Source organism: Pantoea vagans, assembly GCF_004792415.1.
Taxonomy (GTDB): Bacteria; Pseudomonadota; Gammaproteobacteria; order Enterobacterales; family Enterobacteriaceae; genus Pantoea; species Pantoea vagans.
In genome coordinates this window covers 3,216,609-3,238,599 of the sequence record NZ_CP038853.1, presented here as the reverse complement: position 1 = coordinate 3,238,599, position 21,991 = coordinate 3,216,609, and the positions used below count along the sequence as shown (strand labels likewise).

16 protein-coding genes, 1 tRNA gene and 2 rRNA genes are annotated in these 21,991 nt (G+C 54.8%); 11 read left to right on the top strand and 8 right to left on the bottom strand.

What is annotated here, in order from left to right; translation table 11 throughout:
• The first annotated feature begins 24 nt into the window (after nt 1–24).
• The 6 genes from dnaE (at nt 25) to EGO56_RS15355 (ending at nt 8,930) form a co-directional block, all read left to right on the top strand.
• A complete protein-coding gene (gene dnaE / locus EGO56_RS15380; protein ID WP_135910016.1) occupies nt 25–3,507 on the top strand; it encodes a DNA polymerase III subunit alpha in 3,483 nt (1,160 codons plus the stop codon).
• A gap of 12 nt (nt 3,508–3,519) precedes the next feature.
• Complete coding sequence (gene accA, locus EGO56_RS15375; protein WP_013356851.1) at nt 3,520–4,476, top strand: acetyl-CoA carboxylase carboxyl transferase subunit alpha; 957 nt, start codon at nt 3,520–3,522, stop codon at nt 4,474–4,476.
• Nucleotides 4,477–4,645: 169 nt separating this feature from the next.
• Nucleotides 4,646–6,796, top strand: coding sequence for a lysine decarboxylase LdcC (locus EGO56_RS15370; protein WP_033731640.1), 2,151 nt, complete (start codon nt 4,646–4,648; stop codon nt 6,794–6,796).
• Between the two features lie 64 nt (nt 6,797–6,860).
• A complete protein-coding gene (locus tag EGO56_RS15365) occupies nt 6,861–7,250 on the top strand; it encodes a VOC family protein (RefSeq protein WP_033731641.1) in 390 nt (129 codons plus the stop codon).
• Nucleotides 7,251–7,302: 52 nt separating this feature from the next.
• Complete coding sequence (gene tilS, locus EGO56_RS15360; RefSeq protein ID WP_135910014.1) at nt 7,303–8,610, top strand: tRNA lysidine(34) synthetase TilS; 1,308 nt, start codon at nt 7,303–7,305, stop codon at nt 8,608–8,610.
• An 11-nt stretch (nt 8,611–8,621) separates the two neighbouring features.
• Entirely contained in the window at nt 8,622–8,930 is a 309-nt protein-coding gene (locus EGO56_RS15355; RefSeq protein WP_135910012.1) for a c-type cytochrome, read from the top strand.
• Between the two features lie 40 nt (nt 8,931–8,970).
• Here the strand turns inward: EGO56_RS15355 and rof are convergent, their stop codons facing one another.
• The gene (gene rof / locus EGO56_RS15350; RefSeq protein ID WP_013356856.1) at nt 8,971–9,231 is read right to left on the bottom strand and encodes a Rho-binding antiterminator; all 261 of its coding nucleotides are present in this window, start codon (nt 9,229–9,231) and stop codon (nt 8,971–8,973) included.
• Complete coding sequence (locus EGO56_RS15345) at nt 9,218–9,418, bottom strand: YaeP family protein (RefSeq protein WP_003852623.1); 201 nt, start codon at nt 9,416–9,418, stop codon at nt 9,218–9,220. Before EGO56_RS15345 ends, rof begins: the two co-directional genes overlap by 14 nt.
• A gap of 217 nt (nt 9,419–9,635) precedes the next feature.
• Between EGO56_RS15345 and arfB the strand changes: the two genes are divergently transcribed.
• Nucleotides 9,636–10,046 (top strand): alternative ribosome rescue aminoacyl-tRNA hydrolase ArfB, encoded by a 411-nt coding sequence (arfB, locus tag EGO56_RS15340; RefSeq protein ID WP_095707659.1) that lies wholly within the window; start codon nt 9,636–9,638, stop codon nt 10,044–10,046.
• Nucleotides 10,047–10,400: 354 nt separating this feature from the next.
• On the opposite strand, the gene proS is transcribed toward arfB, so the two are convergent.
• The 6 genes from proS to metN all read right to left on the bottom strand — a co-directional run bounded on the left by proS (nt 10,401) and on the right by metN (nt 15,964).
• Entirely contained in the window at nt 10,401–12,119 is a 1,719-nt protein-coding gene (proS, locus tag EGO56_RS15335; protein WP_135910010.1) for a proline--tRNA ligase, read from the bottom strand.
• Between the two features lie 89 nt (nt 12,120–12,208).
• Complete coding sequence (tsaA, locus tag EGO56_RS15330) at nt 12,209–12,913, bottom strand: tRNA (N6-threonylcarbamoyladenosine(37)-N6)-methyltransferase TrmO (protein ID WP_033781942.1); 705 nt, start codon at nt 12,911–12,913, stop codon at nt 12,209–12,211.
• Nucleotides 12,910–13,308 carry an Rcs stress response system protein RcsF gene (gene rcsF / locus EGO56_RS15325; RefSeq protein ID WP_013356860.1) on the bottom strand — a complete coding sequence of 133 codons (399 nt, stop codon included), beginning with the start codon at nt 13,306–13,308 and terminating at the stop codon, nt 12,910–12,912. The genes tsaA and rcsF overlap by 4 nt, the downstream gene beginning before the upstream one ends.
• A gap of 128 nt (nt 13,309–13,436) precedes the next feature.
• Complete coding sequence (locus EGO56_RS15320; RefSeq protein ID WP_013356861.1) at nt 13,437–14,252, bottom strand: MetQ/NlpA family lipoprotein; 816 nt, start codon at nt 14,250–14,252, stop codon at nt 13,437–13,439.
• A 34-nt stretch (nt 14,253–14,286) separates the two neighbouring features.
• The gene (locus tag EGO56_RS15315; RefSeq protein WP_009091958.1) at nt 14,287–14,940 is read right to left on the bottom strand and encodes a methionine ABC transporter permease MetI; all 654 of its coding nucleotides are present in this window, start codon (nt 14,938–14,940) and stop codon (nt 14,287–14,289) included.
• Entirely contained in the window at nt 14,933–15,964 is a 1,032-nt protein-coding gene (gene metN / locus EGO56_RS15310; RefSeq protein WP_135910008.1) for a methionine ABC transporter ATP-binding protein MetN, read from the bottom strand. Before metN ends, EGO56_RS15315 begins: the two co-directional genes overlap by 8 nt.
• Nucleotides 15,965–16,153: 189 nt before the next feature.
• On the opposite strand from metN, the gene gmhB reads away from it, so the two are divergent.
• From gmhB to EGO56_RS15290, 4 genes are all read left to right on the top strand, one after another.
• The gene (gmhB, locus tag EGO56_RS15305) at nt 16,154–16,714 is read left to right on the top strand and encodes a D-glycero-beta-D-manno-heptose 1,7-bisphosphate 7-phosphatase (protein ID WP_135910006.1); all 561 of its coding nucleotides are present in this window, start codon (nt 16,154–16,156) and stop codon (nt 16,712–16,714) included.
• 406 nt (nt 16,715–17,120) lie between these two features.
• Nucleotides 17,121–18,663 (top strand): 16S ribosomal RNA (locus EGO56_RS15300).
• A gap of 88 nt (nt 18,664–18,751) precedes the next feature.
• A tRNA-Glu gene (locus EGO56_RS15295) sits at nt 18,752–18,826 on the top strand.
• Nucleotides 18,827–19,056: 230 nt separating this feature from the next.
• Nucleotides 19,057–21,963 (top strand): 23S ribosomal RNA (locus tag EGO56_RS15290).
• Together the 16S and 23S rRNA genes with 1 tRNA gene alongside form the textbook arrangement of a ribosomal RNA operon.
• The last annotated feature ends 28 nt before the right edge of the window (nt 21,964–21,991 follow it).

Below are 21,991 nucleotides of genomic sequence, written 5' to 3'. Positions count from 1 at the left end.
ACGCTGTTTTAACCGGAAACTGATATGGCTGAACCCCGTTTTATACATCTGCGTGTCCACAGTGACTATTCGATGGTTGATGGCCTGGCGAAAACCGGGCCGTTGATCAAGAAGGCGGCTGCCCTAGGCATGCCTGCTATCGCGATTACCGACTTCACTAACCTGTGTGGTCTGGTGAAATTTTACGGTGGCGCACACAGCGCAGGGATAAAGCCGGTCATTGGTGCCGATTTCAACGTTGCCAGTGAGCTGATGGGGGATGAGCTGACCCAGCTGACCGTGCTGGCGTCCAGTGATACCGGATACCAGAACCTGACGCTGTTGATCTCCCGCGCCTATCAGCGTGGTTATGGCGTGGACGGACCGGTCATCGATCGCGATTGGCTGATTGAACTGCAGGAAGGGTTAATTCTGTTGTCGGGCGGACGACGTGGCGACGTGGGCCGCAGCCTGTTGCGTGGCAACAATGCCCTGGTTTCGCAGTGTCTGTCGTTTTACCAGCAGCATTTCCCCGATCGCTACTATCTGGAACTGATCCGCACCGGTCGTCAGGACGAAGAGAGCTATCTGCATGCCGCCGTTGAACTGGCGATTGCCGAGGGCATTCCGGTCGTCGCCACCAATGAAGTCTGCTTTATCAACGCAGAAGATTTCGATGCGCACGAAATTCGCGTTGCCATTCACGACGGCTATACGCTGGACGACCCCAAGCGCCCGCGCAACTACAGTCCTCAGCAATATATGCGCAGCGAAGAGGAGATGTGCGAGCTGTTCTCGGACATTCCGGAAGCGCTGGAAAACAGCGTAGAGATTGCTAAGCGTTGTAACGTGACGGTCCGGCTCGGCGAGTACTTCCTGCCGCAGTTCCCGACCGGCGATATGACCACTGAAGATTATCTGGTGGTGAAGTCCCGTGAGGGACTGGAAGAGCGTCTGGAATTCCTGTTCCCGGACGAAGCTGAGCGCGCGGAAAAACGCCCGGAATATGATGAGCGTCTGGAAATTGAACTCAACGTTATCAACCAGATGGGCTTCCCCGGCTACTTCCTGATCGTCATGGAATTCATCCAGTGGTCCAAGGATAACGGCGTGCCGGTCGGGCCGGGCCGTGGTTCGGGTGCGGGTTCGCTGGTGGCCTATGCGCTGAAAATCACCGATATCGATCCGCTGGAGTTCGACCTGCTGTTCGAACGCTTCCTGAACCCGGAACGTGTTTCGATGCCCGACTTTGACGTTGACTTCTGCATGGAGAAGCGCGATCAGGTGATCGAACACGTCGCCGATATGTACGGACGTGAAGCGGTTTCGCAGATTATTACCTTCGGTACCATGGCGGCGAAAGCGGTTATCCGCGATGTGGGCCGCGTGCTGGGTCATCCTTACGGCTTCGTTGACCGCATTTCAAAACTGATCCCGCCCGATCCCGGCATGACGCTGGAAAAAGCGTTTATTGCTGAACCACAACTTCCTGCGATGTATGACGCAGATGAAGAGGTTAAAGCGCTGATCGACATGGCGCGCAAGCTGGAAGGGGTTACGCGTAACGCCGGTAAGCATGCGGGTGGCGTGGTCATTGCGCCAACGAAGATCACCGATTTTGCGCCGCTCTATTGCGATGAGCACGGCCAGTTCCCGGTCACCCAGTTCGATAAAAATGATGTGGAATATGCCGGCCTGGTGAAGTTCGACTTCCTGGGGCTGCGAACGCTGACCATCATCGACTGGGCACTGAAGATGATCAACCCGCGCCGGGAAAAAGAGGGACTGGAGCCGATCGATATCGCCGCGATCCCGCTGGATGATAAGAAAAGCTTCGATATGCTGCAGCGCTCGGAAACCACCGCGGTATTCCAGCTTGAATCGCGCGGCATGAAAGATCTGATTAAGCGTCTTAAGCCCGACTGCTTCGAAGATATGATCGCACTGGTGGCGCTGTTCCGTCCTGGCCCTCTGCAGTCCGGCATGGTAGATAACTTCATCGACCGTAAGCATGGCCGTGAAGCGATCTCCTATCCCGATATCCAGTGGCAGCATGAAAGCCTGAAGCCAGTGCTGGAGCCAACGTACGGCATCATCCTCTATCAGGAACAGGTGATGCAGATCGCCCAGGTCCTGTCCGGTTACACCCTGGGCGGTGCAGATATGCTGCGTCGCGCCATGGGTAAAAAGAAACCCGAGGAGATGGCTAAGCAGCGTTCAGTTTTCCGCGACGGTGCCGAAAGTATGGGCATCGACGGCGAACTGTCGATGAAGATCTTCGATCTGGTGGAAAAATTTGCAGGTTATGGCTTTAACAAGTCACACTCTGCGGCCTACGCACTGGTCTCTTATCAGACGCTGTGGCTGAAAGCGCACTATCCGGCTGAGTTTATGGCGGCGGTGATGACCGCCGATATGGATAACACCGAGAAAGTGGTCGGCCTGGTCGATGAGTGCTGGCGAATGGGGCTGAAGGTCCTGCCGCCCGATATTAACTCCGGTCTCTATCCGTTCCACGTTAACGAAGCGGGCGAGATCGTGTACGGCATAGGCGCGATCAAAGGCGTGGGCGAAGGTCCGATCGAAGCGATCATCGACGCCCGTAACGAAGGCGGCTATTTCCGCGAGCTGTTTGATCTCTGCGCCCGTACCGATACCAAAAAGATCAACCGTCGGGTGATGGAGAAACTGATCATGTCCGGGGCCTTTGATCGCCTCGGACCGCATCGCGCCGCGTTGATGAGTGCACTCAGCGACGCGCTGAAAGCGGCCGATCAGCACGCGAAAGCGGAAGCGATTGGTCAGGCGGATATGTTTGGCGTGCTGGCAGAAGAGCCAGAGCAGGTGGAGAAATCATACGCCAGCGTCACGCCGTGGCCTGAGCAGGTGCAGCTGGATGGTGAACGGGAAACGCTGGGGTTATACCTGACCGGCCACCCGATTAATCAGTATCTGAAAGAAATTGAGCGGTACGTTGGCGGGGTGCGGCTTAAAGATATGCATCCTACCGATCGGGGTAAAATTACCGTGGCGGCCGGTCTGGTGATGGCCGCGCGGGTAATGGTGACCAAACGCGGCAACCGAATTGGTATCTGTACTCTGGACGATCGCTCCGGTCGTCTTGAGGTGATGTTATTTACCGATGCGTTAGATAAATACCAGCAGTTGCTGGAGAAAGACCGAATCCTGATCGTCAGCGGACAGGTCAGCTTTGATGACTTCAGTGGTGGGCTTAAAATGACCGCGCGTGAAGTCATGGACATCGACGAAGCTCGCGAAAAATACGCGCGCGGACTTGCTATCTCGCTGACGGACAGGCAAATTGATGACCAGCTATTAAACCGACTCCGTCAGTCCCTGGAACCCCATCGATCAGGGACTATTCCGGTGCATCTCTACTATCAGAGAGCCGACGCGCGAGCGAAGCTGCGCTTTGGTGCAGCGTGGCGTATTTCGCCCAGCGATCGTTTACTTAACGATCTGCGCTCGTTGATTGGATCGGAGCAGGTGGAACTGGAGTTTGACTAGAACAGGAACATTATGAGTCTTAATTACCTGGATTTTGAACAGCCAATTGCAGAACTTGAAGCGAAGATTGATTCGCTGACCTCAATTGGTCGTCAGGATGATAAACACGTTAATCTGGATGAAGAAGTTCAGCGTCTGCGTGAAAAAAGCGTTGAGCTGACCCGTAAAATCTTCGCCGATCTGGGCGCATGGCAGATTGCCCAACTGGCACGCCATCCTTTACGTCCTTACACCTTTGACTACGTTCGCAACGCTTTCGACGATTTCGATGAGCTGGCGGGCGACCGTGCTTATGCGGATGACAAAGCGATTGTCGGCGGGATTGCGCGTCTTGATGGACGTCCGGTGATGATCATCGGGCACCAGAAAGGCCGTGAAACCAAAGAGAAGATTCGCCGTAACTTCGGCATGCCTGCACCGGAAGGCTATCGCAAAGCGCTGCGCCTGATGGAGATGGCTGAACGTTTCAAAATGCCAATCATTACCTTCATCGACACACCGGGTGCTTATCCGGGCGTGGGCGCGGAAGAGCGTGGGCAGTCTGAAGCGATTGCCCGCAACCTGCGTGAAATGTCTGGCCTGAAAGTACCGGTAATCTGTACGGTCATCGGTGAAGGCGGTTCAGGTGGCGCGCTGGCGATTGGCGTGGGTGATAAAGTGAATATGCTGCAGTACAGCACCTATTCAGTCATCTCGCCGGAAGGCTGTGCCTCCATTCTGTGGAAAAGTGCTGACAAAGCGCCGCTGGCCGCCGAAGCGATGGGCATTACCGCACATCGTCTGAAAGAGCTGAAGCTGATTGACTCCGTGATCCCTGAGCCGCTGGGTGGCGCACATCGCCGTCCGGTGGATATGGCGCAGTCACTCAAGCAGCAGCTGCTGGCTGACCTGGCCGACCTCGATGGATTAACCACCGAAGAGCTGCTGGATCGTCGTTATCAGCGTCTGATGAGCTACGGCTACGCCTGATTTTAGCTCATCCACAAAAGCGGACTCCGGTCCGCTTTTTTTATGCCGCCAGATCACCCCCCGCACGCGGTCTGACGTCTTTCAGCTTCATCTGATCGTCCCCTTGCTACACCTTCCCGGAGTTAGCGGTTATGCTTGTCCGGTTCCACAACAATCAGGGAGAGGGGCATTGAATATTCTGGCGATCATGGGCGCGCACGGCGTGTTTTATAAAGATGAACCGTTACGCGAACTCGACGCGGCGTTAAATCTGCAAGGCTTCCAGCTGCTTTACCCGAAAAACAGTGACGATCTGCTGAAGCTGATCGAACACAATCCGCGTATCAGTGGCGTGATCTTCGACTGGGACGCGCACAACAGTCCGGAACTGTGCGGCGAGATTAATCAGCTCAATGAATACCTGCCGCTGTATGCCTTTATCAATACCCACTCGCAGATGGACATCAGCATCAATGAGATGCGCATGCCACTGCACTTTTTTGAGTATGCGCTGAATGCCGCCGACGATATCGCGCTGCATATCCGGCAGTATACCGATGACTATCTCGACCACATTACCCCACCGCTGACCAAAGCACTTTTCACCTATGTGAAAGAGGGCAAGTACACCTTCTGCACGCCAGGCCATATGGCGGGCACCGCATTTCAGAAGAGCCCGGTAGGCTGTTTGTTCTACGACTTCTTCGGAGCCAATACACTGAAATCGGACATCTCTATTTCAGTGACCGAGCTGGGTTCGCTGCTGGATCACACCGGCCCGCACCTTGAAGCGGAAGAGTACATCGCTCGCACGTTTGGCGCCGAGCAGAGTTACATGGTGACCAATGGCACCTCGACCTCGAATAAAATTGTCGGCATGTATGCGGCACCGGCGGGCAGCACCGTATTGATCGATCGCAACTGCCACAAGTCTCTGACTCATCTGCTGATGATGAGCGATCTGATCCCGATCTGGCTGAAGCCGACCCGCAATGCGCTGGGGATTCTCGGCGGTATCCCGAAGCACGAGTTCACCCGCGAGAGCATTACGCAGAAGGTCGCGACCACCGATCGCGCGACCTGGCCGGTGCATGCGGTGATCACCAACTCCACCTACGATGGGCTGCTCTACAACACCCAGTACATCAAAGAGACGCTGGATGTGCCGTCGATTCATTTCGATTCGGCCTGGGTGCCATATACCAATTTCCATCCGATTTATGCCGGTAAAAGCGGCATGAGTGGCGATCGTATTCCGGGCAAGGTGGTATACGAGACGCAGTCGACCCACAAACTGCTGGCAGCGTTCTCGCAGGCCTCCATGATTCACATTAAAGGCGACTACGACGAACAGACGTTTAACGAAGCCTACATGATGCACACCACTACCTCGCCCAATTACGCCATCGTCTCCTCAATAGAAACCGCTGCGGCGATGCTGCGCGGTAACCCCGGTAAGCGGTTAATCAATCGTTCGGTGGAACGCGCCTTGCACTTCCGTCGGGAAATCCAGCGCCTGCGCGAAGAGTCTGACAGCTGGTTCTTCGATATCTGGCAGCCGGAACAGATCGATGAAGCGCAATGCTGGGCGATCCAGCCCGGCGAAGAAGAGTGGCATGGATTTACGCAGGCCGATCGCGATCACATGTACCTCGATCCGATCAAAGTCACCATCCTGACGCCAGGCATGAGTGAGCTAGGTGAAATGGCGGAAGAGGGGATCCCGGCCGCGCTGGTGGCGAAGTTTCTCGATGAGCGCGGCATTGTAGTGGAGAAAACCGGCCCCTATAACCTGCTGTTCCTGTTCAGTATCGGCATCGACAAAACCAAAGCGATGAGCGTGCTGCGCGGTCTGACCGAGTTCAAACGCGCCTACGATCTCAACCTGCGGGTGAAAAACATGCTGCCGGATCTCTACGCTGAAGATCCTGACTTCTATCGCAATATGCGCATTCAGACGCTGGCGCAGGGGATCCATCAGCTGATCCGCCATCACGATCTGCCGCGTCTGATGCTGCAGGCGTTTGATGTCCTGCCCGAAATGAAGATGACGCCGCATCAGGCGTTTCAGCAGCAGGTGAAGGGCAACATCGAAACGGTGGACCTCAGCGAACTGGTCGGGCGGGTGTCGGCCAACATGATCCTGCCTTATCCGCCAGGCGTTCCGCTGGTGATGCCGGGCGAGATGATTACCGAAAAAAGCCGTGCCGTGCTCGATTTCCTGCTGATGCTGTGCAGCATTGGCCGGCACTACCCGGGCTTCGAAACCGATATTCACGGTGCCAGCCTGACGGAAGAGGGCGAGTATCGCGTCCGCGTACTGAAAAACGACCTCGCGTAACCCTTTAAATCACTATCAGCGGCAGGCGGTCTGCGGACAGCCTGCCCCAATCAGGACATTCACTATGTTGCAGTTAACCGCTATTCACCACATCGCCATCATCGCCTCCGACTATCAGCGCAGCAAAGCGTTCTATTGCGACGTACTGGGCTTTCGACTGATGGGCGAAGTTTACCGCGAGGCGCGCGACTCCTGGAAAGGGGATCTGGCCTTACAGAATCGCTATACCATTGAGCTGTTCTCTTTTCCCGAGCCGCCAGCACGCGTCAGTCATCCCGAAGCGTGTGGCCTGCGCCATCTGGCCTTTACCGTGCCGGATGTGGCCGCTGCCGTTGCGACGCTGGCTGATAAAGGCGTGGTCTGCGAGCCGATTCGCATCGATGAACTGACCGGGAAACAGTGTACGTTCTTTGCCGATCCGGATGGTTTGCCGCTGGAGCTTTATCAGGCGTAAAATAGCGCGCTCAGCGGGCGACATTCGGTGGCCCGATTATCCGGATTCTGCCATGTCTTTGCCCGCTTTTGACGCCCTGTTGCAACCCGATGCCGCGCTGGTGGTTGCGTTCAGCGGCGGACTTGATTCAACCGTGTTGTTGCATCAGCTTCGTGACTGGCATCTGCAGCATCCCGAATCTCGCCTGCGGGCGTTGCATGTGCATCATGGTCTCAGCCCGAATGCCGATGCATGGGCCGCCCATTGCCAGACGATATGCGAACAGTGGCAGCTGAGATGTGACGTGCTACGCGTGACGGTGGATGGCAGGGAAAACGGGATTGAAGCAGCCGCCCGCACCGCCCGTTATCAGACGCTGAGCGCCGCGCTCAAGCCGGGCGAGATATTGCTTACCGCGCAGCACCTCGACGATCAGTGTGAAACTTTTCTGCTGGCGCTGAAGCGTGGCAGTGGGCCGGCCGGGCTGGCTGCGATGCCTTCATCGCGCATGCTGGGTACGCATCAGCTGGTGCGGCCGCTGCTGAATCAGTCGCGACAGTCGCTGGAAGCTTATGCCGACGTCCATCAGCTGGTGTGGATAGACGACGAAAGTAATCAGGATCTTCGCTACGATCGTAACTTCCTCCGCCAGCGGCTGCTGCCTGAGCTTAATCAGCGCTGGCCCCATTTTGCTGAGGCAACGGCCCGAAGTGCGGCATTGTGCAGTGAGCAGGAGCAGTTACTGGATGAGCTGCTCGCCGGGCAACTGGCCGAGCTGATCCAGCCTGACGGCAGCCTCTATTTTCCACCTTTAATGAACATGAGCACGCTGCGCGCTAACGCGTTATTGCGCCGCTGGATCGCCGGACAGGGTGGCGCGATGCCATCGCGGGATGCGCTGAAGCGTATTCGCGATGAAGTGATGGCGAGCCGGGAAGATGCACAGCCCCGGCTACGCTTCGGCCAGGCTGAATTGCGTCGTTTCCGTCAGCAACTCTTCTGGCTGCCGTTATTCACATCACTGCGCGACACCGAGCTGGCATGGCCCGATATCCGCCAGCCGCTGTCGTTACCGCAGAACCTCGGCACGCTGCATGCCAGCATGTCGCAGAGCCTGTTGCGCTATCCTCTGCCGGATGAGCAGATCAGCGTGCGGTTCCATGCGCAGGGTCACGTCCATCTGGTGGGCCGCAATGGCGGAAGAGAAATGAAAAAGCTGTGGCAGGAGTTACAGATACCGCCGTGGCAGCGAGAACGGCTGCCGTTAATTTTTTATAACCAGACGCTGGTCTGTGTGCCGAATCTCTTTGTCACACACGCGGGCGCGACCAGTGATCAGCAGGGCTGGCAGATAGTCTGGGACAGGGCATCCCGCTCATGAGAGCAATAACAATGAAGCAATGGCTTATCGTCTGTTTAGTGGCCGCCGTATTACCGGCATGGGCGGCGGGTGATACGCAGCGCGGCGCAGAAAAAGCGGCCAGTTGCATGGCGTGTCATGGCGCAGCGGGCAAAGCGGCGGTGCCGCTCTACCCAAACCTGGCAGGACAACACGCCCCTTATCTGGAGCATGCGCTGCAGGCGTACAAAAAGGGCGAACGCAGTGGCGGTCAGGCTGAGGTTATGAAGGCGTTTGTGGCGGGATTGAGTGACGACGATATGGCGGATCTGGCGGCATACTACGGTTCGTTACAGCCCTGACGTTTAACAGGGCGGGAAGGTCCCGCCCGGAATACGTGGATTACTCTGCGCTGACCACGACCGTACCCAGTTCGGGATGGGTAAAGCTGGCGATATGGTCGAGACGTAATTCGCGATGCTCACCGGAAAGATCGATAGCCAGATATTCCACATTCTTGCGTGAGAAGATCTCTTTAGCCTTTGCCTTGAGCTGCTCGCCATCTTTCATTTCCAGCGACAGCATCCATTGGTTCTGGCAGGCGAGCTCCAGATTATCGTAATCATCGCAATTGATAGGTTGGTACGCTTCATTTATCAACATAGTCGCTCACCAATAAGTTAGCAGCGGCGTAAGCCGCCTGTTCCCTGACAGAAGAGTTTAGCTCAGTATTTGCGGCAATATCATTAAGCGCCTTTAATGCGCAGCCAATCGCATCCGGTATGTAACCTAAATCCCCGCTGCCGATTTCGGCATATTTCCGGCGAACTAACTCACAATAATTTTGCACGTGGCCTTCCTCAGCAGAGCGTAAATACTCTGGTTAACTGGCGACTATATCATAGCCATTTAGAGGAAATCAGCCTGCGTAAAGCAGGATCAGTGCGCGAATCACTGCTAAAGTGACAGATTCCGCTGTCTGAGGCGGAATGAATCAGAGCACAAAAGGTTAATTTGATGAACAGGTTATCGGAGGTCAACGTGATTAAGGTGTGGGGAGCAAGCTAATGATTATGCTATCCCGTTCGGTTGAGATTCCGGAGAGTGAGATCGAGCTGACGGCGATTCGTGCCCAGGGTGCGGGCGGACAACATGTCAACAAAGCCAGTACCGCCATTCATCTGCGTTTCGATATTGCGGCCTCTTCACTGCCCGCGTTTTATAAAGAGCGGTTGCTCACCGCCAGTCATCATCTGATTACCGGTGAGGGCGTGGTGGTGATCAAGGCGCAGGAGTATCGTAGTCAGGAAATGAATCGCGAAGCGGCATTGCAGCGTCTGGTCAATCTGATCCAGGAGTTGAGCACGGTCGAAAAAGCCCGGCGCGCCACGCGCCCGACCCGCGCCTCGAAAGAGCGGCGTCTGGAAGGAAAAGCGCGACGTAGTTCAACGAAAGCGATGCGCGGCAGGGTGCAATAAAAAACGCCCCGCAGACGGGGCGTTTAGGTGCCGATAAAGTCAGGTTCCTCTAGCGGTGAGTCGGAACCTGCCCTGGAAACAGGGTCAGATCGGAAAGACGCAAAAACCGCCATCCATGGCACGCTCGGCCCGCGCGATTACGCGCCTCATCCCTGAGGTGCGCCCGTAACCGGGCCAACGCTTTGCGTTGTTCAAAAACGCTCCCGGCGTTTTTAGCCGGGCGGCGGGACGCTTTCCTCTTCTGACCCTGTTCCCTGGGCGTTAAGCTTTTCCATTGCTGCCAGATTCAAGCTATGTTGAGTTTCTCAGCAGTCAGACGCCCGCAAACGAGGCATCTGACCGTTCCTTCAAAGCTTACTTATTCAGAGCCTTCAGCAGGAAATCAACGATTTCATCCTGCTTAATCATCTGCTTCTCACCGGCGCGACGTGACTTATATTCAATCTCCTGATTGTCGAGATTGCGGTCGCCGATGACGATGGTGTGTGGCACACCGATCAGTTCCATATCTGCGAACATCACGCCCGGACGCTCTTTACGGTCATCCAGGATAACTTCAACGCCTTTGGCACGCAGGGTGGCATACAGCTCTTCCGCCAGCTCTTTAACGCGGAACGATTTCTGCATGTTCATCGGCAGAATCGCCACCTCGAACGGTGCCAGTGCGGCTGGCCAGATGATGCCGCGATCGTCATGGTTCTGCTCAATGGCTGCGGCAACCACGCGAGTGATGCCGATGCCGTAGCAGCCCATGCTCATCACCTGATTACGGCCATCTTCACCCTGAACGGAGGCTTTCAGCGCGTCAGAATACTTGGTGCCGAGCTGGAAGATGTGACCGACTTCGATGCCGCGTTTAATCTGCAGCGTACCTTTGCCATCCGGGCTTAAATCGCCTTCGACCACGTTACGGATATCCGCCACGCTCGCCAGCGGCAGATCGCGCTCCCAGTTAATGCCGAAGTAGTGTTTACCATCGACGTTGGCACCGGCGCTGAAGTCGCTCATCTTCGCCACGGTACGGTCAGCAATGATTGGCATCTGCAGACCTACTGGTCCAATGGAACCCGGACCGGCACCGACGGCGGCGCGAATCTCTTCTTCTGTCGCAAACACCAGCGGTGATGCAACGATAGCTGATTTCTCTGCTTTGATCTCATTCAGCTGATGATCGCCGCGAACCAGCAGGGCAACCAGTGCATGACCGCTCTCTTCAGCACCTTTAACAATCAGCGTTTTCACTGTCTTTTCAACAGGCACACTGAATTGCTCAACCAGCTCCGCGATGGTTTTTGCGTCTGGCGTCTCAACCAGCTGCATCTCCTGCGACGGCGCGGCACGTTCACCGGCGGGGGCGACAGCTTCGGCCAGCTCAATGTTGGCGGCGTAATCAGAATCGGTAGAGAAGATCACATCATCTTCACCGCTCTGCGCCAGCACCTGGAACTCATGTGATGCGCTGCCGCCGATAGAGCCGGTGTCGGCCTGCACGGCACGGAAATCCAGGCCCATACGGCTGAAGATCTGGCTATAGGCGCGATACATCGCATCATACGTTTCCTGCAGTGATTCCTGTGAAACGTGGAACGAGTAAGCATCTTTCATGATGAACTCGCGTGAACGCATCACGCCAAAGCGTGGACGCACTTCATCACGGAACTTGGTCTGAATCTGATACAGGTTGAGCGGCAGTTGCTTATAAGAGCTCAGCTCATTGCGGATCAGGTCAGTGACTACTTCTTCATGCGTCGGACCCAGCACGAAAGGACGCTCGTGGCGATCGGCAATACGTAACAGTTCCGGGCCATACTCCTCCCAGCGACCGCTCTCCTGCCACAGGTCGGCGGGCTGCACAACCGGCATTAAAATCTCAACCGCGCCCGCGTTGTTCATCTCTTCGCGCACGATATTTTCGACTTTCTTCAGCACGCGAACACCGGTCGGTAACCAGGTGTACAAGCCAGAAGCCAGTTTGCGGATCATACCGGCGCGCAGCATCAGCTGGTGGCTGATCACTTCAGCGTCGGAAGGCGTCTCTTTCTGAGTAGAGAGCAGATATTGAGTAGTACGCATTGATTACGGTTCCAGTTGATCGGAAAGTCACAGACAGAATTTTGCTGGCGGCTAGTGTACCAGTGAGATCACCGGCTCAAAAGCGGGTTTTAACGCGGGTCGATAGCGATCACTTCAGTACCGGCATCGTCAATGCGCCAGCGTACATTAAAATCCATCAGCAAGGCCGCATATTCCCGCTCCTGCGTTTCACCCTGACGGTAAGCGGGACGAGGGTCCTGTGCCAGCACCTCACTGATAAAGCGTGCGAGATTGGGGTAGCGCGACTGCTGCTGAAGCTGTTGCTGGGCCAGCGCGGAGAAGCGAACCGGCATATCCGCCGCCGGTGCAGCCTGAGCAAACCCGGCCTGCGCATGAGGCAGCGCTTCGGCAAAGGGCAGATAAGGTTTGATATCCACCACCGGCGTGCCATCGACCAGATCCAGACTGCCAAGCTGCAAAATCACCTGCTGTTTTTCAATCCTGATCCCTTTCAGTTCAACCAGCGACATGCCAATGGGATTGGGACGGAACGTTGAACGTGTCGCAAAAACACCCATGCGCGCATTGCCGCCCAGCCGGGGAGGGCGAACCGTAGGACGCCAGCCGCCCGCCATCGTCTGATGGAAGACAAACAGCAGCCAGAGGTGACTGAAGTCTTCCAGCCCGCGAACGGCTTCCGGCTGATTGTAGGGGGGCAGCAGGTGAAGTTCGCCGCCACCATCCTGCACCAGACCTGGCTGGCGCGGCACGGCAAACTTCTCTTTCCACGGTGAACGGATTACCCCAATTTGCGCAAAGGCGAATTCACTCATTGATTGCTGACTTTCAGCGCTGAACCCTGGCAGACGGCCTGACGATAGCAGCCCGGCGTGCCGGTGACGATTTCACACTGATGCAGCAGCACCGCATTGGCTTTCATCTGTGAGGCTTTGATCTGCAGACGTTTACGTGCTGTGGCGATGTTGGCCGGGGAGTTCTGATTACTGATCTGGCAATCTTCAGCGGAGACTTCACCCAGATCGCGGAACGGTTTGCTGACCAGATCGGCGGCATCGGTATAGAGCTTAACCGGGGCCGGTCGTACCACGGGTTTGCGGGTCGGTTGGCTGGATTGCTGCGGCCGGGACGGTGCGCTGCTTATCGGGTGATACTCATGAACACACCCTGTCAGCATCAATGCTAACAAGCAGAGCGGTAAAAAACGCATGGCAACATCCTCAGGTTTCAAAAAGTGGCGTTATTGAAACAAGGACGGGAATAAATAACAAGTCGGGCAGGGTACCCAATAACAGAAAGGGCGACATAGCGCCGCCCTTAAGGAGATGAATAGCTGAATTACCAGCCTTTGACCGCGCCGCCGTTAAAGACTTTGTTAGCGGCTTCGTTCACTTCGTCAGACTGGTAAGCCTGAACGAACTTCTTCACGTTTTCCGCATCTTTATTATCTTCGCGGGCAACAATCAGGTTCACGTAAGGTGAATCTTTGTCTTCGACGAAAATGCCATCTTTAGCTGGGGTCAGGCCAATCTGGCTGGCGTAAGTGGTATTGATTACGGCCAGTGCGATCTGCTGATCGTCTAATGAGCGCGGCAGCTGTGGTGCTTCCAGCTCAACAATTTTCAGATGCTTAGGATTCTCAGTGATATCCAGTGAGGTTGGCAGCAAGCCCACGCCATCTTTCAGTTTGATCAGACCCACTTTCTGCAGCAGGAGCAGCGTACGACCCAGGTTGGTCGGGTCATTCGGAATGGCAACCTGTGCGCCATCCTGCAGCTCATCCAGTGACTTGATCTTCTTCGAATAGCCCGCGATTGGGTAGACGAAAGAGTTACCCACTGAAACCAGCTTGTAACCACGATCTTTGATCTGCTGATCCAGATACGGTTTGTGCTGGAAGGCATTAACGTCGATATCGCCTTTGCTCAGCGCTTCATTCGGCAGCACGTAGTCGTTAAACGTGACCAGCTCAACGTCCAGACCATACTTCTCTTTAGCCACTTTCTGTGCGGCTTCAGCAACCTGCTGCTCAGCACCGACAATGACGCCCACTTTAATGTGGTTAGCGTCTTTCTCTTTTTGATCGCATCCTGCCAGCGCAATCGCGCCAATCAGTGCACCCACAGCGGCAATTTTTTTGAATCTGAAAGACATATCCTTTCCTTCTTAATAATGTGAGATTGCTGGCTTACTTATGGGACACTGCACGCACAATGCGGTCGCCACAGAATTGAATGAGATACACCAAAACCACTAACAACACCAATACCGTATTCATCACCGTGGCGTTGTATCCGATATAACCATACTGATAGCCGATCTGGCCCAGACCACCGGCACCCACTGCGCCACCCATGGCGGAGTAACCGACCAGCGTAATCAGGGTAATGGTGGCTGCATTCACCAGGCCCGGCATCGCTTCCGGCAGCAGGACCTTACGGACGATCTGCATTGGCGTAGCGCCCATGGCACGTGACGCTTCAATCAGACCGGTAGGCAGTTCCAGCAAGGCATTTTCAACCATACGCGCAATAAACGGTGCAGCGCCAACGGTCAGCGGCACGATGGCTGCCTGGAGTCCGATTGAGGTGCCGACGATAACGCGGGTAAAAGGAATCATCCAGACCAGTAAGATAATGAAAGGAATGGAGCGGAAGATATTCACCAGCGCGGAGAGCACGCGGTACAGCCCCTGATTCTGCAGAATCTGCCCCGGACGGGTGACATAAAGTAAAACGCCGACCGGCAGGCCCAGTACAAAACCGAAAAAGCCTGAGACGAAGGTCATCATCAGCGTTTCCCATACGCCCCGTCCCAGCAACCACATCATCGCTTCAGACATAACCTAGCACCTCTACTTTCACATGATTCTCTTTCAGCCAGGCTATTGCCTCGCGCGTATCGCTCTCTGCGCCGTGCATTTCGGCCAGCATAATGCCGAACTTCACACCACCGGCGTAATCCATCTGGGCACTGATAATGTTGTTATTCACGTTATAACGGCGGGCTGCTTCGGAAAGCAGCGGCGCATCAACTGATTTACCGGTGAACTCCAGTCGCAGCAGGGGCACGGTGCCTTCAGCGGCGGTGGCTGAAAGACGCTGCTGGTAATCATCCGGAATATCCAGATGCAGAGTCGACTGAATAAACTGCTGCGCCAGCGGCGTCTTAGGGTGTGAGAACACTTCACTGACGCTGTCTTTCTCGATCAGCTCACCTTGACTGATGACCGCAACCTGATCGCAGATGCGTTTCACCACATCCATCTCATGAGTGATCAGGAGAATCGTCAGCCCAAGGCGGCGGTTAATATCTTTCAGCAATTCCAGAATAGAGCGGGTTGTAGCGGGATCCAGTGCGCTGGTGGCTTCGTCGCACAGCAGAACCTTGGGATTACTGGCCAGCGCACGCGCAATCGCGACACGCTGCTTCTGACCGCCCGAGAGATTGGCAGGCCAGGCGTCATGCTTATCGGACAATCCCACCAGTTCCAGCAGCTCAGTGACGCGAGCGTTGATCTGGGCGCGGGAGAGATTACCGAGTTCCAGTGGCAGAGAAACGTTGCCCGCGACGGTGCGGGAGTTCATCAGGTTAAAGTGCTGGAAGATCATGCCAATCTGGCGGCGTGCCTGGGTTAACTGACGCTCATTAAGTGCAGTCAGATCGGCTCCGTCGACCAGTACGCGGCCTGAAGTGGGGCGCTCCAGCAGATTCACACAACGAATCAATGTACTTTTACCGGCACCGGAAGCGCCGATAACGCCATAAATCTGTCCGGCAGGCACGTGCAGGCTGACATCCGTTAATGCCGGAATAGTCCGCGAGCCCTGCTGAAACACCTTAGTAATATTTTCTAGTTTAATCATTATGTTATTAATTATCGTGTTGCGTTGTCCGTGGTGTGGGAAGCCTCGTCACTTTTAATCGCTATAAAAGCTGGATGGATGGTAAGGCATCCAGACGTCTGAATCAATGGAAGTGATTCAATCTGACATTCTCCCTTTTATAGCAATCATGCGATACTGAGCGGCAATTTTTACAGCAGGAGTTTCTACGTGGCGAATAAAGTCCCCGCTATTTTTCTTGATCGTGATGGCACCCTTAATGTCGACAGTGGCTATGTTCATGAGATCGATGACTTCCAGTTTATTGACGGCACGATTGAAGCGCTGCAGCAACTGAAGGCAATGGGATATGCGCTGGTGGTCGTGACCAATCAGTCTGGCATAGCGCGCGGTATGTTTACCGAAGATACCTTTATGCGTCTGACAGAGTGGATGGACTGGTCGCTGGCCGATCGCGACGTCGATCTTGATGGCATCTATTTCTGTCCTCACCATCCCGAAGCAACTGTAGAAGAGTTCCGTCAGGAATGTGATTGCCGTAAGCCACAGCCCGGCATGCTGCTGACCGCACAGGAAGAGCTGAATATTGATATGGCTGCTTCTTATATGGTGGGCGACAAGCTGGAAGATATGCTGGCAGGAAAGGCTGCCGGTATTGGCACCAAAGTACTGGTGCGTAGCGGTAAACCCGTCACGGCTGAAGGTGAAGCTGCAGCAGACTGGGTGATTAATAGCCTCGCAGAGCTGCCAGCACGCATTAAACAGGGCTAAAACGGCGCTTTTGTGCAAATTTCAGACGAACAGCAAAAAAGTCTCAATTTGCACTTGCGCTATCTGAACCGTTCCCTATAATGCGCCTCCACTGACACGGCAAACCGGCAACGGAAAACGGGTTAGGAGGCACAGGAGACTGCGCCGCCGGAGAAAAACTTCTGAAACAGGGGTTGACTCTGCAGGAGGAAAGCGTAATATACGCCACCTCGCGACAGGACGCTAACGCACTGTTCGCACTGCTCTTTAACAATTTATCAGACAATCTGTGTGGGCACTCGCAGGATTGATATCAGCGTCTCAGGACGCAACAAAATATCAAAGCCTCACGAGTGAACACATAATGAAATTCATTATGACGTTTTACAGATGAGCACCGCTTAACTTGTTTAAGCAAATCAAACTTAAATTGAAGAGTTTGATCATGGCTCAGATTGAACGCTGGCGGCAGGCCTAACACATGCAAGTCGGACGGTAGCACAGAGGAGCTTGCTCCTTGGGTGACGAGTGGCGGACGGGTGAGTAATGTCTGGGGATCTGCCCGATAGAGGGGGATAACCACTGGAAACGGTGGCTAATACCGCATAACGTCGCAAGACCAAAGAGGGGGACCTTCGGGCCTCTCACTATCGGATGAACCCAGATGGGATTAGCTAGTAGGCGGGGTAATGGCCCACCTAGGCGACGATCCCTAGCTGGTCTGAGAGGATGACCAGCCACACTGGAACTGAGACACGGTCCAGACTCCTACGGGAGGCAGCAGTGGGGAATATTGCACAATGGGCGCAAGCCTGATGCAGCCATGCCGCGTGTATGAAGAAGGCCTTCGGGTTGTAAAGTACTTTCAGCGGGGAGGAAGGCGATGCGGTTAATAACCACGTCGATTGACGTTACCCGCAGAAGAAGCACCGGCTAACTCCGTGCCAGCAGCCGCGGTAATACGGAGGGTGCAAGCGTTAATCGGAATTACTGGGCGTAAAGCGCACGCAGGCGGTCTGTTAAGTCAGATGTGAAATCCCCGGGCTTAACCTGGGAACTGCATTTGAAACTGGCAGGCTTGAGTCTTGTAGAGGGGGGGTAGAATTCCAGGTGTAGCGGTGAAATGCGTAGAGATCTGGAGGAATACCGGTGGCGAAGGCGGCCCCCTGGACAAAGACTGACGCTCAGGTGCGAAAGCGTGGGGAGCAAACAGGATTAGATACCCTGGTAGTCCACGCCGTAAACGATGTCGACTTGGAGGTTGTTCCCCTGAGGAGTGGCTTCCGGAGCTAACGCGTTAAGTCGACCGCCTGGGGAGTACGGCCGCAAGGTTAAAACTCAAATGAATTGACGGGGGCCCGCACAAGCGGTGGAGCATGTGGTTTAATTCGATGCAACGCGAAGAACCTTACCTACTCTTGACATCCAGAGAACTTAGCAGAGATGCTTTGGTGCCTTCGGGAACTCTGAGACAGGTGCTGCATGGCTGTCGTCAGCTCGTGTTGTGAAATGTTGGGTTAAGTCCCGCAACGAGCGCAACCCTTATCCTTTGTTGCCAGCGATTCGGTCGGGAACTCAAAGGAGACTGCCGGTGATAAACCGGAGGAAGGTGGGGATGACGTCAAGTCATCATGGCCCTTACGAGTAGGGCTACACACGTGCTACAATGGCGCATACAAAGAGAAGCGACCTCGCGAGAGCAAGCGGACCTCACAAAGTGCGTCGTAGTCCGGATCGGAGTCTGCAACTCGACTCCGTGAAGTCGGAATCGCTAGTAATCGTGGATCAGAATGCCACGGTGAATACGTTCCCGGGCCTTGTACACACCGCCCGTCACACCATGGGAGTGGGTTGCAAAAGAAGTAGGTAGCTTAACCTTCGGGAGGGCGCTTACCACTTTGTGATTCATGACTGGGGTGAAGTCGTAACAAGGTAACCGTAGGGGAACCTGCGGTTGGATCACCTCCTTACCTGAAGATACCTTCCGGCGCAGTGCTCACACAGATTGTCTGATAAAAAGTAATGAGCAGGACGGCTGCGAAGTCGTGACACTATCGTGTCCCCTTCGTCTAGCGGTTAGGACTCCGCCCTTTCACGGCGGCAACAGGGGTTCGAATCCCCTAGGGGACGCCACCTGCTTGGTGACAGGTGAAAGGTGTCTCCATACAGTATCTCAAAACCGTTCTGGTTGCGTAAGCAGCCGGGCCGCGTTTGAGATATTTGCTCTTTAACAATCCGGAACAAGCTGAAAATTGAAACGACGTGTCGTTTTCATTCTCCGTAATAAGAATGAAAAATACGACATGTTCGAGTCTCTCAAATGCTTGCAGCTCGCAGCGTTGAAAAACGCCTGTGGGTTGTGAGGTTAAGCGACTAAGCGTACACGGTGGATGCCCAGGCAGTCAGAGGCGATGAAGGACGTGCTAATCTGCGTAAAGCGACGGTAAGGTGATATGAACCGCTACAGCCGTCGATGTCCGAATGGGGAAACCCGGTGCACTCTGTGCATCATTGCAGCATGAATACATAGTGCTGCAAGGCGAACCGGGGGAACTGAAACATCTAAGTACCCCGAGGAAAAGAAATCAACCGAGATTCCCCCAGTAGCGGCGAGCGAACGGGGAGCAGCCCAGAGCCTGAATCAGCATGTGTGTTAGTGGAAGCGTCTGGAAAGTCGCAGGGTACAGGGTGATACTCCCGTACACAAAAGCGCATGTGCTGTGAGCTCGATGAGTAAGGCGGGACACGTGGTATCCTGTCTGAATATGGGGGGACCATCCTCCAAGGCTAAATACTCCTGACTGACCGATAGTGAACCAGTACCGTGAGGGAAAGGCGAAAAGAACCCCGGCGAGGGGAGTGAAACAGAACCTGAAACCGTGTACGTACAAGCAGTGGGAGCCTTCTTTATGGGGGTGACTGCGTACCTTTTGTATAATGGGTCAGCGACTTATATTCTGTAGCAAGGTTAACCGTATAGGGGAGCCGCAGGGAAACCGAGTCTTAACTGGGCGTTAAGTTGCAGGGTATAGACCCGAAACCCGGTGATCTAGCCATGGGCAGGTTGAAGGTTGGGTAACACTAACTGGAGGACCGAACCGACTAATGTTGAAAAATTAGCGGATGACCTGTGGCTGGGGGTGAAAGGCCAATCAAACCGGGAGATAGCTGGTTCTCCCCGAAAGCTATTTAGGTAGCGCCTCGTGAACTCATCCTCGGGGGTAGAGCACTGTTTCGGCTAGGGGGCCATCCCGGCTTACCAACCCGATGCAAACTGCGAATACCGAGGAATGTTATCACGGGAGACACACGGCGGGTGCTAACGTCCGTCGTGAAGAGGGAAACAACCCAGACCGCCAGCTAAGGTCCCAAAGTCATGGTTAAGTGGGAAACGATGTGGGAAGGCACAGACAGCCGTGATGTTGGCTTAGAAGCAGCCATCATTTAAAGAAAGCGTAATAGCTCACTGGTCGAGTCGGCCTGCGCGGAAGATGTAACGGGGCTAAACCATGCACCGAAGCTGCGGCAGCGACGCTTATGCGTTGTTGGGTAGGGGAGCGTTCTGTAAGCCGTCGAAGGTGTGCTGTGAGGCATGCTGGAGGTATCAGAAGTGCGAATGCTGACATAAGTAACGATAAAGCGGGTGAAAAGCCCGCTCGCCGGAAGACCAAGGGTTCCTGTTCAACGTTAATCGGAGCAGGGTGAGTCGACCCCTAAGGCGAGGCCGAAAGGCGTAGTCGATGGGAAACAGGTTAATATTCCTGTACTCGGTGTTACTGCGAAGGGGGGACGGAGAAGGCTATATCAGCCGGGCGACGGTTGTCCCGGTTTAAGCGTGTAGGCGGAGGGTCCGGTAAATCCGGTCCCTTATCAACGCTGAGGCGTGACGACGAGGCACTACGGTGCTGAAGTGATAAATGCCCAGCTTCCGGAAAAGCCTCTAAGCATCAGGTAACACAGAATCGTACCCCAAACCGACACAGGTGGTCAGGTAGAGAATACCAAGGCGCTTGAGAGAACTCGGGTGAAGGAACTAGGCAAAATGGTGCCGTAACTTCGGGAGAAGGCACGCTGGCGCGTAGGTGGAGGGACTTGCTCCCCGAGCCGAAGCCAGTCGAAGATACCAGCTGGCTGCAACTGTTTATTAAAAACACAGCACTGTGCAAACACGAAAGTGGACGTATACGGTGTGACGCCTGCCCGGTGCCGGAAGGTTAATTGATGGGGTTATCCGCAAGGAGAAGCTCTTGATCGAAGCCCCGGTAAACGGCGGCCGTAACTATAACGGTCCTAAGGTAGCGAAATTCCTTGTCGGGTAAGTTCCGACCTGCACGAATGGCGTAATGATGGCCAGGCTGTCTCCACCCGAGACTCAGTGAAATTGAACTCGCTGTGAAGATGCAGTGTACCCGCGGCAAGACGGAAAGACCCCGTGAACCTTTACTACAGCTTGACACTGAACATTGAGCCTTGATGTGTAGGATAGGTGGGAGGCTTTGAAGCGCGGACGCCAGTCTGCGTGGAGCCAACCTTGAAATACCACCCTTTAATGTTTGATGTTCTAACGTAGGCCCGTAATCCGGGCTGCGGACAGTGTCTGGTGGGTAGTTTGACTGGGGCGGTCTCCTCCTAAAGAGTAACGGAGGAGCACGAAGGTCAGCTAATCACGGTCGGACATCGTGAGGTTAGTGCAATGGCATAAGCTGGCTTGACTGCGAGAGTGACGGCTCGAGCAGGTGCGAAAGCAGGTCATAGTGATCCGGTGGTTCTGAATGGAAGGGCCATCGCTCAACGGATAAAAGGTACTCCGGGGATAACAGGCTGATACCGCCCAAGAGTTCATATCGACGGCGGTGTTTGGCACCTCGATGTCGGCTCATCACATCCTGGGGCTGAAGTAGGTCCCAAGGGTACGGCTGTTCGCCGTTTAAAGTGGTACGCGAGCTGGGTTTAGAACGTCGTGAGACAGTTCGGTCCCTATCTGCCGTGGGCGCTGGAGAATTGAGGGGGGTTGCTCCTAGTACGAGAGGACCGGAGTGAACGCACCACTGGTGTTCGGGTTGTCATGCCAATGGCATTGCCCGGTAGCTAAGTGCGGAAAAGATAAGTGCTGAAAGCATCTAAGCACGAAACTTGCCCCGAGATGAGTTCTCCCTGACCCCTTGAGGGTCCTGAAGGGACGTTGAAGACTACGACGTTGATAGGCCGGGTGTGTAAGCGCAGCGATGCGTTGAGCTAACCGGTACTAATGACCCGTGAGGCTTAACCTTACAACGCCAGAGGCGTTTTTGAGAGACA